This window comes from Pelagerythrobacter marinus (assembly GCF_009827515.1).
In the GTDB taxonomy this organism is placed as follows: Bacteria; Pseudomonadota; Alphaproteobacteria; order Sphingomonadales; family Sphingomonadaceae; genus Pelagerythrobacter; species Pelagerythrobacter marinus.
In genome coordinates, this window is record NZ_WTYO01000002.1 from 437,595 (window position 1) to 451,151 (window position 13,557).

General features: G+C 71.6%; 11 protein-coding genes. 8 read left to right on the forward strand and 3 right to left on the reverse strand.

Features of this window, described 5'->3' with window-relative positions:
• Positions 1–40: 40 nt before the first annotated feature.
• The 6 genes from GRI72_RS05955 to dhbA are packed head-to-tail and all read left to right on the forward strand — an operon-like array spanning position 41 to position 8,313.
• A complete protein-coding gene (locus tag GRI72_RS05955) occupies positions 41–1,177 on the forward strand; it encodes an isochorismate synthase (protein ID WP_160733009.1) in 1,137 nt (378 codons plus the stop codon).
• Positions 1,178–2,803: an AMP-binding protein gene (locus GRI72_RS05960; protein ID WP_160733010.1), complete on the forward strand. Its 1,626-nt coding sequence runs from the start codon at positions 1,178–1,180 to the stop codon at positions 2,801–2,803. It begins immediately after the preceding gene.
• Positions 2,800–3,447 carry an isochorismatase family protein gene (locus GRI72_RS05965; RefSeq protein WP_160733011.1) on the forward strand — a complete coding sequence of 216 codons (648 nt, stop codon included), beginning with the start codon at positions 2,800–2,802 and terminating at the stop codon, positions 3,445–3,447. The genes GRI72_RS05960 and GRI72_RS05965 overlap by 4 nt, the downstream gene beginning before the upstream one ends.
• Positions 3,444–3,689, forward strand: a complete 246-nt coding sequence (locus tag GRI72_RS05970) for a phosphopantetheine-binding protein (RefSeq protein ID WP_160733012.1) — start codon at positions 3,444–3,446, stop codon at positions 3,687–3,689. Before GRI72_RS05965 ends, GRI72_RS05970 begins: the two co-directional genes overlap by 4 nt.
• Entirely contained in the window at positions 3,686–7,573 is a 3,888-nt protein-coding gene (locus tag GRI72_RS05975) for a non-ribosomal peptide synthetase (protein WP_202388948.1), read from the forward strand. Before GRI72_RS05970 ends, GRI72_RS05975 begins: the two co-directional genes overlap by 4 nt.
• Positions 7,570–8,313 carry a 2,3-dihydro-2,3-dihydroxybenzoate dehydrogenase gene (gene dhbA, locus GRI72_RS05980; RefSeq protein WP_160733014.1) on the forward strand — a complete coding sequence of 248 codons (744 nt, stop codon included), beginning with the start codon at positions 7,570–7,572 and terminating at the stop codon, positions 8,311–8,313. The genes GRI72_RS05975 and dhbA overlap by 4 nt, the downstream gene beginning before the upstream one ends.
• Here dhbA and GRI72_RS05985 read toward each other — a convergent pair.
• Entirely contained in the window at positions 8,280–8,900 is a 621-nt protein-coding gene (locus tag GRI72_RS05985; protein ID WP_160733015.1) for a cytochrome b, read from the reverse strand. The genes dhbA and GRI72_RS05985 overlap by 34 nt on opposite strands.
• A complete protein-coding gene (locus tag GRI72_RS05990; protein ID WP_160733016.1) occupies positions 8,897–10,048 on the reverse strand; it encodes a M20 metallopeptidase family protein in 1,152 nt (383 codons plus the stop codon). Before GRI72_RS05990 ends, GRI72_RS05985 begins: the two co-directional genes overlap by 4 nt.
• Positions 10,049–10,245: 197 nt before the next feature.
• Here GRI72_RS05990 and GRI72_RS05995 point away from each other — a divergent pair, with 197 nt between their 5' ends.
• Together GRI72_RS05995 and GRI72_RS06000 are read left to right on the forward strand one after the other, a co-directional pair.
• The gene (locus GRI72_RS05995) at positions 10,246–11,250 is read left to right on the forward strand and encodes a FecCD family ABC transporter permease (RefSeq protein ID WP_251105543.1); all 1,005 of its coding nucleotides are present in this window, start codon (positions 10,246–10,248) and stop codon (positions 11,248–11,250) included.
• The gene (locus GRI72_RS06000; RefSeq protein WP_160733018.1) at positions 11,247–12,047 is read left to right on the forward strand and encodes an ABC transporter ATP-binding protein; all 801 of its coding nucleotides are present in this window, start codon (positions 11,247–11,249) and stop codon (positions 12,045–12,047) included. Before GRI72_RS05995 ends, GRI72_RS06000 begins: the two co-directional genes overlap by 4 nt.
• 83 nt (positions 12,048–12,130) lie before the next feature.
• Here GRI72_RS06000 and GRI72_RS06005 read toward each other — a convergent pair whose 3' ends face one another.
• Positions 12,131–13,549: a YncE family protein gene (locus tag GRI72_RS06005; RefSeq protein WP_160733019.1), complete on the reverse strand. Its 1,419-nt coding sequence runs from the start codon at positions 13,547–13,549 to the stop codon at positions 12,131–12,133.
• Positions 13,550–13,557 lie beyond the last annotated feature (8 nt).

A 13,557-nucleotide genomic window follows, 5' to 3' on the forward strand; every position in this document is an offset into this window, starting at 1 on the left:
CTACCTGCGGAGGAGCCCAGGGTGTGAAAGGATAATCGTGGTGTTCGTATTGCGGCGCGCCGGCAGAGAGCTTTGCGCCACCGGCCTGAGGCACCGCCTGCGCCCGGGCGAACGCGCGACGCTGGACCGGCGCGTGCGCGAGGCGCTGGAAGGCACCGCGGGCCAAGGCCCCGGCACGCTGGTCGGCGCGCTGCCGTTCGAGCCGGGCCGGCCGGAACTGCTCTACCAACCCGAACAGCTGCTGTCGCGCGAATTGCCGCCCCGGGAAACCGGCACCGGATCGATGGGGCTCTTTTCCGACAGGGACCTGCGCGAAATCCCCTCCCGCGCCGAATATTCCGCCATGGTCGAACGCGCGCTGTCGCGGATCGCGGGCGGCAACGGGCTGCGCAAGGTCGTGCTCTCCCGTCAGGTCGTGCTCGAGGCCGCGCAGCAGCCCGATTTCGAACGCCTGCTGGCGATCCTGTCGCTCGATCCCGATATCACCGCCTACCGGCTGGACCTGCAGCCCGACAGGGGCGGAGAGCCGAGACTGCTGATGGGCGCGACGCCGGAACTTCTCGTCTCGCGCAGCGGGCGCATGGTGGCGTCCGAACCGCTCGCCGGGTCGATCCCGCGCGGGCGCGAGCCGGCACAGGATCGCGAGCGCGCCCGCGCCCTGATGGCATCGGACAAGGATCGCCGCGAACACGCGATCACGGTGGAATACATCCTCGACCTCCTCGCCCCGCTGTGCAGCGAGCTGGGCAGCCCGGGCGGCATGGGCCTGCGCTCCACCGCGACCATGTGGCACCTGGGCACGCGGATCGAAGGCCGGCTGAAATCAGCCGACGCGCCGACTTCGGCCGGGCTCGCGGCCCTGCTGCACCCGACCCCGGCAGTCGGCGGCCACCCGCGCGATCGGGCACTGGAGGCCATTCGCGAACTGGAAAGCCACGACCGGGGATTCTACGCCGGTGCGGTCGGGCACGTCGATTCGCACGGCGATGGGGAGTGGTACGTGGCATTGCGTTGCGCACAGATCGAAGGGCCGCGGATCACGCTGCACGCGGGCGCGGGGATCGTCGAAGGCTCCGTGCCGGACGACGAGGTTCACGAGACGGCGGCCAAGTTCCGCGCCATGCTGCGCGCGCTGGGCGTCACGGACAAGCCGCGCCAGGCGGTGGAGGCAGGCTAAGTGAAGCCACTGATGCAGCAATGGCCCGATGACCTCGCGGCGCACTATCGCGCGCGCGGTTACTGGACGGGGGAAACCTTCGGCGAGGTGATCGAACGCGTGGCGCGCGATCACGCCGGGCGCACCGCCGTCGTCTGCCAGGCCCGCCGGTGGACTTATGCCGAACTGCTCGAACGCGCGGACCGCACGGCCGCCGCCTTCCGCGCCGCGGGGCTGGAACCCGGGGCGCGGGTCGTCGTGCAGATGCCCAACCGGGCCGAGTTCCTCCAGGTCGTGTTCGGCCTGTTCCGCGCCGGGATGATCCCGGTCTTCGCGCTGCCCGCGCATCGCCTGACCGAACTTGCCCATTTCGCCCGCAAGGCGCAGGCGCAGGCGCTCGTCATCGCGGACCGGCACGACGGGTTCGACTACCGCGACCTCGCCGGCCAGTTGCAGCAGGCGGTGCCGGCGGTATCGCGCGTGTTCGTGGCCGGCGATCCCGGTCCCTGGCAAGCGATCGAGGGGCCCGGCGATGCGCCCCCGGCCGCACCGTTGCAGGCCGACCCGGGCGCCGTCGCGCTGGTCCAGATCTCCGGCGGCAGCACGGGCCTGTCGAAGCTGATCCCGCGCACCCACGACGACTATCTCTATTCGATCCGCGCGAGCAACGCGATCTGCGGCCTGACGCAGGACAGCGTCTATCTCGCCGCGCTGCCGGTGGCCCACAATTTCCCGATGAGCTCGCCCGGGATATTCGGCGCGATCCACGCCGGCGCGACGATCGTCATGGCCCCCAGCCCTTCGCCCGATGTCGCCTTTCCCCTGATCGAGCAGGAGAACGTGACGATCACCGGGCTCGTCCCCCCGCTGGCCCTGCTGTGGCTGCGCGCCGCGGCGCGTAGTGGGCACGACATCTCCAGCCTGGAGGTGCTGCAGGTCGGCGGTGCAAAGTTCATGCCCGAGGCGGCCCGGCGCGTGCGGCCCGAACTCGGTTGCACGCTGCAGCAGGTGTTCGGCATGGCCGAAGGGCTGGTCAACTATACCCGGCTCGACGACCCGGAGGACGTGATCGTCCACACCCAGGGGCGGCCGATTTCCCCCGACGACGAGATCCTGATCGTGGACGACAGGGGCGCGCCGGTGGCCGAGGGGGAGCCGGGCAACCTGCTGACCCGCGGCCCCTACACGATCCGCGCCTACCACGACGATCCGGCCGCCAATGCGCGTGCCTTCACCGACGACGGCTATTACCGCACCGGCGACGTCGTGGCGCGCACCGCGGAAGGCAACCTGGTCGTGCGGGGGCGGGCGAGCGACCACATCAACCGCGCGGGCGAGAAGATCTCGGCCGAAGAAGTCGAGGATCACCTCCTGGCGCGCGACGACGTGTTCGATGCCGCCGTCGTCTCGCTGCCCGATCCGTTCCTGGGGGAGCGGATCTGCGCCTTCATCGTGCCCGAGGGCGATGCACCACCGGCGGCAGAGATCAAGCGCTGGATGCGCGCGCGCGACATCGCCGCGTTCAAGGTGCCGGACCAGATCGTGTTCGTCGAAGGCTTCGCCACGACCGCGGTGGGCAAGATCAGTCGCAAGGAACTGCGCGCGCGCCTGCGCGAAGAGGCGCTGACGAACGGGGCCCAGGCATGAGCGACGCGGCCCGGCTTCCCGCGATCGCGCCCTATGCGCTGCCCGCCGCGGACGAGCTTCCCCCCTCGCGCGCCGACTGGCGGCTCGACCCGGCGCGGGCCGCGCTGCTCGTCCACGACATGCAGCGCTATTTCCTCGCCGCTTTCGGGGCCGGGGAGAGCCCGGCCAGCGCGATCGAGGGGCGGATCACGGCCCTGCTCGACGCCGCGCGCCGCGCCGGGATGCCGGTGTTCTACACGGCGCAGAAGGGGGCGCAGGACCGGCGCGACCGCGGGCTGCAGGCCGATCTGTGGGGGCCGGGGATGAAAGCCGCGCCCGAGCACGAGGAAATCGCGCCCGCCCTCGCCCCGCGGGCGGAGGACTTCATCCTCGTCAAGCACCGGTACAGCGCGTTCCAGCGCAGCAACCTGGAAACGCTGATGCGCGCGCGCGGGCGCGACCAGCTGGTGATCTGCGGCGTCTATGCCCACATCGGCTGCCAGGCGACCGCGCTCGAGGCGTTCCAGCGCGATATCCAGCCTTTCATGGTAGCCGATGCCGTGGCCGATTTTTCGCGCGCGTGGCACGACACGGCCATTCGCACGGTTGCCAATTGCAGCGGCGTGGTGCTGAGCGCCCGGCAGGTTCTGGAGACGATCGGATGACTGACATTTCCCGCGAGGCGCTGCGCGCCGACATCGCCGACATCCTCGAAATCGCGCCGGCCGACCTGGCCGACGATGCGAACCTGATGGACGCCGGGCTCGATTCGATGCGCGCGATGAACCTCGCCGCGCAATGGGAAGAGCGGGGCCTGCCGCTCGATTTCGCCGACCTCGGCGAAGCGCAGACGCTGGCGGAGATCCACGCGCTCGCGCAGGCGCGGCAGGGCAAGGCCCCGGCTTGAGCGGCCAGGCACGCCCCCTGACCGAAGCGCAATCGGGCCTGTGGTATTCGCAGGCCCTCGATCCCGCGAACCCGATCTTCAACACCGGCCAGTACGTCGAACTGTCGGGGCCGCTGGACCTCGATGCCTTCCGCCGGGCGGTCGACCGCGCGAGCGCGGAGGCAGAGGCGCTCTCGCTGGTGTTCCGCGACGGGCCCGACGGCCCGGTCCAGGCGCTCGGCAGCGCACCGCGCCTGTCGGTGGTCGACCTTTCGGCCGAGGACGCGCCCGAGGTCGCGGCCCGCGCCGCGATCACGGCGGCGATGAAGACCCCGGCCGACCTCGCCCGGGGGCCGATCGCGGCGCAGACGCTCTATCGCACCGGGCCGGATCGGCACGTCTGGTCGCAGCAGGTCCACCACCTCGCCAACGACGGGTACGGCATGGTCATGCTGACCCGCCGCGTGGCCGATCTCTACGCCGCGTTTCGCGCCGGCGAGGCGGATGGCGGCCGCCCGTTCGGCGCGCTAGAAACGGTCTGGGCAGAGGATGGCGAGTACCGGGCAAGCGCCCGCCGCGAACAGGATCGCGCGTGGTGGATGGAGGCGCTTTCCGGCATGGACGAAGTCGCCGGCATGGCCCCCGGGCGGGCGGTGACGGCGCACGATTTCCTGCGCCACGAACAGCCGATGGCCGATACGGCGCGCGAGGCCGTCGGCGCGCTGGCCGCGCGGGCGCGCGTTCCCTGGCCCGATGTTCTCACCGCGCTGGTCGCCGCCTATTGCAAGCGGTTCGTCGAAGGGCCGGAGATCGTCGCCGGCGTGCCCCACATGGGCCGCTTCGGCAGCGCCGCGGCGCGCGTTCCGGCGATGGTGATGAATGTCCTGCCCTTCCGTCTCGCCCCGGACGAGGACCTGCCGCTGGAGGATTTCGTGCGGCAGGCGGGGCAGCGACTGCAAGCCGCGCGGCGGCATGGCCGCTATCGCAGCGAGCAGATGCGGCGCGACCTCGGCCTGCTGGGCGGCAACCGGCGGCTCTACGGCCCGCTGGTCAACGTCCAGCCTTACGACAAGCCCCCGCGTTTCGCCGGGCTCGACGCGCGCCTCCGGGTTACCGGAACCGGGCCGGTCGAGGATATCGCCTTCACCTTCCGCGGCGAGATCGGGGCGGCGATCACGCTCGAAGTGGACGCCAACCCGCAACTCTACGGGCAGGACGCGATCGAAGCCCATGCCGCGCGGCTGGAATGCTTTCTGGCCCGCGCGGCGAACGCCGCCTGCCTGGCCGAGCTCGACACCGCCACCCCGGACGAGGCCGCGCGCGAGATCGAGCGGTTCAACGACACCGCCCACCCCGTTCCCGAGACGACGCTGTGCCGGCTGGTCGAACAGGCCCTGGCCGATCACGCCGACGCGGAAGCGATGCGGTTCGGCGGCGCTTCGATCACTTATCGCGAGCTCGACCGTCGCACGCATGAACTGGCCGACGCCTTGCGCCGGCGCGGCGCGGGGCCGGACCGGACCGTCGCGGTCGCCCTGCCGCGCTCTCCCGAACTCGTGATCGCGCTGCTCGGCACGCTCAGGGCGGGCGCGGCCTATCTTCCGCTCGACCCCGACCATCCGCCGGCGCGGCTGGCGACGATTCTGCGCGACGCCGCACCGGTCGCCGTCCTGGCCGAGGACGATCCGCATGAAATCCATGGCGATCGCCTGCTCGCGCCCGGCGACTGGGTCACTGGCAGCCAGCCCGCCGGGGGTCCAACGGAGCAGCAGCAACCGGACCGGCCGCACCTCGCCCCCGACCATCCGGCCTATGTCATCTACACCTCGGGATCGACCGGCGCGCCCAAGGGCGTCGTCGTCCCGCATCGCGCGATCGTGAACCGCCTGCTGTGGATGAAGACGCAATACGGCTTCGGCCCGGGCGACCGCGTACTGCAGAAGACGCCGGCGACTTTCGACGTCTCGGTGTGGGAGTTCTTCCTTCCGCTGGTTTCGGGCGGGACGCTGGTGGTCGCGCCGCCCGGCGCGCACCGCGATCCCACGGCGATCGCCGCGCTGATCCGCGACGAGGGGATCACCGCGGTCCACTTCGTACCCTCGATGCTCTCGGCCTTCCTCGACGTGCCCGGCAGCAAGGGGCTGGCCCCGGCGCGAGTGTTCTGCAGCGGGGAGGAACTGCCCGCCGACTTGCGCGACCGCTTCCACCGGCGGCTCGCCGCGCAGCTCCACAACCTCTACGGCCCCACAGAGGCAGCGGTGGACGTCAGCCACTGGGATGCCGGCCCCGGCGACCGGTCGCGTCCGATCCCGATCGGCCACCCGGTCTGGAACACCCGGCTGATGATTCTCGACGACCGGATGCGCCCCGTCCCCCCGGGCGCAACGGGGCAGCTGTTCCTCGGCGGGGTGCAGCTGGCGCGCGGCTATCTCGGCCGCGACGACCTGACGGCGGAGCGGTTCGTGGCCGATCCCTTCCACCCGGGGGAGCGGCTCTATCGCACCGGCGACATTGCCCGGCGGCGGGAAGACGGCGCTGTGGTCTTCCTCGGCCGCGACGATCACCAGGTCAAGATCCGCGGCCTGCGGATCGAACTGGGCGAGATCGAGGCCGCGATCGCCGACAGCGGACTGACCCGCGCCGCCGCGGTGATGGCGCGCGACGGCCGGATCGTGGCCTGGATTGTGCCCGGCGACGGCTACGACGCGGACACGCTGCGCGACATGCTGGCCGCACGCCTGCCCGACTACATGGTACCCGCCGCGCTGGTCGAGATGCCGCGCCTGCCGGTCACCGCCAATGGCAAGCTGGATCGAAAGGCCCTACCCGCCCCTCGGTTCGCGAGCGGCGGCGGAAACGCGCCGAAAGGGCCGGACGAGCAGCGCCTGGCCGCGCTCTATGTCGAGATCCTGCCGCTCGACGGGCCGCCGGGCCGCGACGACGATTTCTTCGCCCTCGGGGGCGATTCGCTGCTCGCGGTGCAGCTCATGCTGCGCATTGCCGAGGAATGGGGCCACGATCCGGGCTTCGGCGCGTTGTTCGAGGCGCCCGACATCGCCTCGCTCGCGCGCCGGATCGCGGGCGGCGCGGCGATTCGCGACGAAGGACTGGCTCCGGTCATCACGCTGGCCCGCGCCGGCGGCGGTCGCGCGCCGCTGTTTCTCGTCCACCCGGCGGGGGGAATCGGCTGGGGCTATCGCACGCTCGCCCGTGCGCTCGACCCGGCGCGAACGGTCCATGCGCTGCAGTCGCCCGCGCTCGATCCGGCGCGCGGTCTGCCGGACAGTATCGATGCCCTCGCCGCCGAATATGCCGACCGGCTGGAGGCCTGCCACCCGGCCGGCCCGTGCCATCTGGGCGGGTGGTCGGTCGGCGGCGTGATCGCGCAGGCCCTGGCGGTGGAGCTGGAGAGCCGGGGGCGCGAGGTCGGGCTGGTCGCCCTGCTCGACGCCTATCCGGCCGAATGCTGGCAGGCGGAGCCCGAGCCGACCGAGGCCGAGGCGCTGCGCGCCCTGCTGGCGATCGCCGGATACGATCCCGACAGCCACGCAGAACTGGACACGCGGGCCAAGGTCATCGCCTTCCTGCGCGCGGGGGACAGCGTCCTCGGCAACCTGCCGCCGGCGGTGCAGGACGGGGTCATTCGCGCGGTGCTCGATACCAATCGCCTCGTGCGCAACCATCGCCACCGCCCGTTCGGCGGGACCCTGACGCACGTGCGCGCCGATGCCGACCACGCCGACCGCCCGCACCTCGTGGCGGACCTCTGGCGGCCGCATTGCAACGCGGTGGACGCACTGGGCGTGCCCTTCCTCCACCCGCAACTCCCCGGGGCGCAGGCCAGCGCGCTGATCGCGCCCGAACTCGCCCGGCGGATGCTGGAACGCGAAAGGATCGTCGCATGACCCGACCGACCGGCCTCGACGGCCGCACCGCCCTGGTAACCGGCGCGGCCGGGGGTATCGGCGCTGCCGTCGTGCGGCTCCTGCGCGAGGAAGGGGCGCAGGTCGTGGCCACCGATGTCGCCGCGGGCGATGGAATCGAGGCGCTCGACGTGACCGACAGCGCCGCGGTCGAGGCGCTGGTCGAACGCGTGGAGCGCGAGCGCGGCCCGATCGACCTCGGCGTCAACGTGGCCGGCGTGCTGTCCCACCGCCCGGTGTGGGAAACCGACGACGCCGAGTGGCGACGCGTCTTCGCGGTCAACGCCGACGGCGTGTTTCACCTCTGCCGTGCGCTTGCCAGCCGAATGCGCGAGCGGCGCCGGGGCAGCCTGGTGACGGTCGGCTCCAACGCGGCCGGGGTTCCGCGCCAGGCGATGGCCGCCTACGCCGCGTCGAAGGCGGCAAGCCACATGTTCATGCGCTGCCTGGGGCTGGAGCTCGCGCCCTACGGCGTGCGCTGCAACACCGTCGCTCCGGGATCGACGCTGACCCCGATGCAGACCGGGATGTGGGCCGACGAGGACGGCGCCAGTCGAGTGATCGCCGGCTTTCCCGAGCAGTTCAAGACCGGCATCCCGCTGGGCAAGCTGGCCACGCCCGACGACGTGGCCGAGGCGGTGATCTTCCTTCTCTCCGACCGCGCGGGCCATGTCACGATGGCCGATCTCTACGTCGACGGGGGCGCGACCCTGCGCGCCTGACGCCGGATGCCGGGTGGCGCCTTGCGCCCGATCATGCGCGCCGCGATGTCGTAGCCCCGGCGGCGATGGACCAGCACCATCGACGCGTGGCCCGCGACCAGGGCCAGGAGCAGCCAGGCGAGGTTGCCGTGCAGCCAGTCAGCCGGTGCGGTCAGCCAGCCGATCTCCCCCTCGCGCGGCCCGCGCAGCGTGATCCCGAAGACGGCGATCGGCCGCGCCTGCCCGATCGCCCGCATCAGTGCGAGTAGGGGAACCGCGAGCATCAGGGCATAGAGCGCGAAGTGCCCGCCACGCGCGGCAAGGCCGGCCGCCCCGGCGCGATAGGGCGGCCGGCGGCGGCGCTGGGCCAGCGCCCAGCCCAGCCGCACCACGACCAGCGCCAGCAGGACGATCCCGACCGAGGCGTGCGAGCCGACCCAGAACCGCGTCAACGGCGTGCGGCCGACGATCTCCTTGATTGCCATGCCGGCGAACTGCCACGCGAAAAGCGTCGCCATCGTCCAGTGCAGGAAACGCGAGACCGCGCCGTAGCGTTCGGCCGTGTCGCGCCACTGCACGTCGGCTCGCCCGCCCGCGCGGCCGATCATCCGAGACGGTCGCGCACGAGGCGCACGAAAATGCCCGAGGCGACCGGCAGGAGGGCGTCGTCGAAATCGTAATCGGGGTTGTGGCACATCGCGCTGTCCTGCCCCAGGAAGAGATAGGCCCCCGGCGCGGCCTGGAGGAGGAGCGCCATGTCGTCGGTGAACGGGTAGGCGGGGTGGTCGGCGACGATCCCGCCCTCTCCCAGGACGGCGGCGCAGGCGCGCGCGGCATGCTCCACCGCCACGGGTGCATTCACGCACGGCGGCACTTCGGCCCGCTTCGTGCACTCCACGCGGCAGCCGGTCATTTCCGCGATCCCCGCGCAGGCTTTCTCCAGCCGGTCGAACAGCAGGGCCTGGACTTCCGGCTCCACCGCCCGCAGCGTCCCCGAAAGGCGCGCCGTCTCGGGAATGATGTTGTGGTTCGTCCCGGCCTGGAGCGAACCGACATTGATCAGGGCGGCCTGCGCCGGATCGACGTAGCGCCCGACGACCGAGGATATCTCCACCGCCAGCCGCGCCGCCGCCTGGAGCGGGTCGATCGCCTTGTAGAAGGCCGCACCGTGCCCGCCGAGGCCGGTGACGGTCACTTCCCAGACGATATAGCCGTTCAGCACCGCGCCCGGCCTGATTCCCGCCTGGCCGGGATCGAGCAGGGGCATGTTGTGGAAACCGTAAACCTCGTCGAACGCGAAGTTTTCCAGCAGGCCGTCGGCGATCATCGCCCGCGCGCCCTTGCCGTTCTCCTCCGCCGGCTGGAAGATCAGCACGACCCGGCCCGTCTTCGGCGGGTGTTCGGCCAGGTGCCGCGCGGTGCCCAGCAGGGCCGCCGTGTGCCCGTCGTGGCCGCAGGAATGCGACACCCCCGACCGGGTGGAGCGATAATCGGCCCCGGTCTGCTCTTCCATCGGGAGGGCATCCATGTCGGCGCGCAGGGCGATCGAGGGGCCCGGACGGCCGCTGTCGACGATCGCGGCCACCCCGGTTCCGCCGAGGCCGCCCACCGGGTCGAGCCCGAATTCGCGCAGCCGGTCCAGCACGAAGGCGGATGTCCACCGTTCCTCGAAAGCGAGTTCGGGATTGCGGTGCATCTCGTGCCGCCAGCCGATCATGGCCTCGGCCAGCGTGGGGGCAATCGTCATGTCGTTCATGTCTTCTCCGATGTCCGGGGCGCGCACCTGGGCTGCCCCGGCCGCTTGACTTGGCAGGGCCGCTTCGCCAACCGCCAATGCCAGAATTTGCCCGGGTTTCCATCCCCCGGCCCCAATCCGGGAGACCGCAACTGAATTCCGGCCCCCTTCCCCCCGGCAGCCAGCGCGATCGCACTATCGCGGCCTATGGCCGGCTCGTGCGCAGGCGCCTCGTCCTGCTGCTCGTGCTGCTGGGCGCGAGCGTGCTCGCGCTCGGCTTCGACATATCGACCGGCCCTTCCGCCCTGCCGCTGCGCGAGGTGTGGGACGGGCTGTTCTTCCCCGGCCGGCTGGACCTGCCGGCGGTGACGATCATCCGCGACGTGCGCCTGCCGATGGCGCTGATGGCCCTGCTGGTCGGGGCGGCGCTGTCGCTGGCGGGGGCGGAGATGCAGACGATCCTCGACAACCCGCTGGCCAGCCCGTTCACGCTCGGCGTTTCATCGGCCGCTTCGTTCGGGGCCGCGCTCGGCATCGTCCTCGGCCTGGGGCTGCCCGGGCTGGGAGGCGACTGGATCGTCCCGGTCAATGCCTTCGCCTGCGCCTTCGGCTCGGTCCTCCTGCTCGAGGCGCTGGCCCGCGGCCGGGCGGCGGGCACGCAGGGCATCATCCTGTTCGGCATAGCGCTCGTCTTCACCTTCAACGCCGCGGTCGCCCTGCTGCAATTCGTCGCCTCGCAGGAGGCGCTGTCGCAGCTGGTGTTCTGGACGATGGGCGCGCTCGGGCGGGCGACCTGGGAAAGCGTCGCCGTGCTGGCCGCGGTCTGCGCGCTCGCCTTTCCCTTCTCGCTGCGGGCGGCCAACGCGATGACCGCCATGCGGCTGGGTGAAGACCGCGCGCGCAGCTTCGGGGTCGATGTCCGCCGGCTGCGGTTCTTCTCGCTGCTGCGGATCAGCGCGCTTGCCGGCACCTCGGTCGCCTTCGTCGGGACGATCGGGTTCGTCGGCCTCGTCGGCCCGCACATCGCGCGGCTGCTGCTGGGCGAGGATCACCGCTTCCTGCTGCCGGCATCGATCCTTACCGGGGCGCTGATCATGTCGCTCGCCTCGGTCGCCAGCAAGCTGATCGTGCCCGGCGTCCTGCTGCCGGTGGGGATCGTGACCTCGATGATCGGGGTGCCGGTGTTCCTCGCGCTCATCCTGCGAAGGCCCGACCGGGTATGACCGCGCGCGGGGATAGCCACGCGGCCGGGACGCTGGGCGTGCGCGGGCTGGAAGCCGGCTACGACGGCAAGGCCGTCGTGCGCCAGGTCGATCTCGGCCCGATCGAGCCGGGCAGCATGATCTCGCTGCTCGGGCCCAACGCCGCCGGCAAGACGACGCTCCTGCGCGCACTCGCCGGGCTCCAGCCGGCCAGCGGTTCGATCCGCCTCGGCGAGCGCGAACTGGTGGGGATGCCGCTGGCCGAACATGCCCGGCTGGTCGGCTACATGCCGCAGAACCTGCCGCAGCGCATCGGCCTCTCGGTGATCGAGGCGACGATCAGCGCGATGCGTGCCGCGCCCCCGGGCGATGCCGGCCAGGCGCACCTCGCCGAAACCGCGCTCGACACGCTCGAACGCGTCGGGATCGGCCATCTCGCGATGGAAGAACTGGGCCACCTATCGGGCGGGCAGCGGCAGCTCGCCTCGCTCGCCCAGGCGCTCGTGCGCCGGCCGCGCGTCCTGCTGCTGGACGAGCCGATCAGTGCGCTCGACCTGCATTACCAGCTGCGCGTGATGAAGCTCGTGCGCGAGATCGTGCGCGAGAGCGGGATGATCGTGATCATGGTGCTGCACGATCTCGCCATGGCGGCGCGCTGGTCGGACCGGGTCGTCCTGCTTTCAGGTGGCGAAGTCGCGGCCGAAGGCCCGCCGGAAGAGGCGATCACCGCCGAACGGCTGGCGCAAGTGTACCAGGTTTCCGGCACGGTGACGCGCACCGGCAGCGGCCTGGCAATCGCGATCGACGATATCCTCTAGGCCGGCCAGCGCGGCCGGCAAAGGGCCGAGGGGCGGCGGAGCGGAAGGCCTCGATAGCCCCGCGCCCCGCCGCCGCAGCGCGATCAGCGCGGGCGAATGCGCAGCAGCTGGTCGGCGTCCGCCTCCCGCGCGCCGGCGGACTTGTCGACCGCGTAGATCGTCCCGTCCAGTCCCAGCGAGACGTGGTTCGCCAGCGGCGCGGGGCCGAGGTTGGCGACGATGGCGCCATCGGCATCGGTCACCGTGATCGTACCCGCGCCGCGGCTGGCGACATAGGCATGCCGCGTCACCGGGTCGAACACGACGTTCAGCGCGCCCGCACCGACCGGCGTATCGGCGATCACCTCTCCGCTCTCCCCATCGAGGATCACGAGGTTGTCGCTGCCCTGCGCGGCGACGAAGATGCGCCCGGTCTGCGGATCGTGCGAGACGCCGATCACGCTGCGCGCACCGGGAACGGGGAAGACGTCGAGCACTTCGTCGCTGGCGGTGTCGATCACCGCGACTTCGGCCGTGCCCAGCCCGGCGACGTAGAGGCGATTGGCCGCCTCGTCGAGCGAGAGGCTGGCGGTGCCGAATTCCTCGCGCCGCTTGCCCGAGGGGATCGAGATCCGTCCCGCCTCTTCGTTGGTGGCAGTGTCGAACACGACCACTTCGGGCGTGAAGGTCGCGCTGACATAGGCCTTGCCCAGCCCCTCGTGCACGCGAACGTCGCGCGCGTGATAGACGGTGCCCGGATCGAACTGCTTGACCAGCGCGAGATCGGACTGGCGATAGATGGCGACGGTATCCTGCCGGGTATTGGTGACCCAGACGGTATCCTTGCTGTCATCCACGTCGAGACCATAGACCGCGAACACGCCCCCATCGCGCATCGTGCCGTCGCGCCCCGGGCGCGCGGGCGCCGCGGCCGGGGTCGCCCGGGCCAGCACGTCGAGCGTCTGCGCGTCGAGCTTGGTGATCTGCGACTGGCGGACCGGCGGCCGGCCGATGGCCGAAGTGGTGAAAATGGCGCCGTTCCGCGCGCTCAGCGCCGACTGGTAGAGCCCCCGCGCCGGCAGGGCCCGCGCGATGTCGTAGCGCGATTCGCCCGAAAGCGGGATGTCGGGCGAGATCTTCAGTTCCGCGATCGTGGCGACATAGGGTTCCTGCGCGATGACGACGACCGGGTGGATCCCCACGCTCGCGTCTTCGGGCAGGGTAAAGCTGCCGGCGATCGCGCCCTCGGCGTCGGCCACCAGCGGCTGCGCGGTCAGCGGCTTCGTGCCGTAGTTGAGCAGGACCGCCTGCCCGGGACGGAACCCGCTGCCCGAAATCCGCACTTCGTCCCCCGCGACGATCGGCGCGCGCGCCTCGGCCGCGTCGAAACGCACCTCGGCCTCCACCGTGCGGTCGGTCTCGGCGAATACTGCCTGCGCGCTGGCGTGGCCGGGGGCGAGCGGCGCCGCGGCGAGCATGGCCCCGATCGCGAGGGCGGCGGTGGTGTGAAGTGCGTTACGCAAGGTCGTTC

Bases quoted from the DNA above. Each gene is read 5' to 3' on its own strand.
- GRI72_RS05965 (WP_160733011.1), top strand. From the start codon at position 2,800: ATGAGCGACGCGGCCCGGCTTCCCGCGATCGCGCCCTATGCGCTGCCC.
- GRI72_RS05970 (WP_160733012.1), top strand. From the start codon at position 3,444: ATGACTGACATTTCCCGCGAGGCGCTGCGCGCCGACATCGCCGACATC.
- dhbA (WP_160733014.1), top strand. From the start codon at position 7,570: ATGACCCGACCGACCGGCCTCGACGGCCGCACCGCCCTGGTAACCGGC.
- GRI72_RS05985 (WP_160733015.1), bottom strand. From the start codon at position 8,900: ATGATCGGCCGCGCGGGCGGGCGAGCCGACGTGCAGTGGCGCGACACG.
- GRI72_RS05990 (WP_160733016.1), bottom strand. From the start codon at position 10,048: ATGAACGACATGACGATTGCCCCCACGCTGGCCGAGGCCATGATCGGC.
- GRI72_RS06000 (WP_160733018.1), top strand. From the start codon at position 11,247: ATGACCGCGCGCGGGGATAGCCACGCGGCCGGGACGCTGGGCGTGCGC.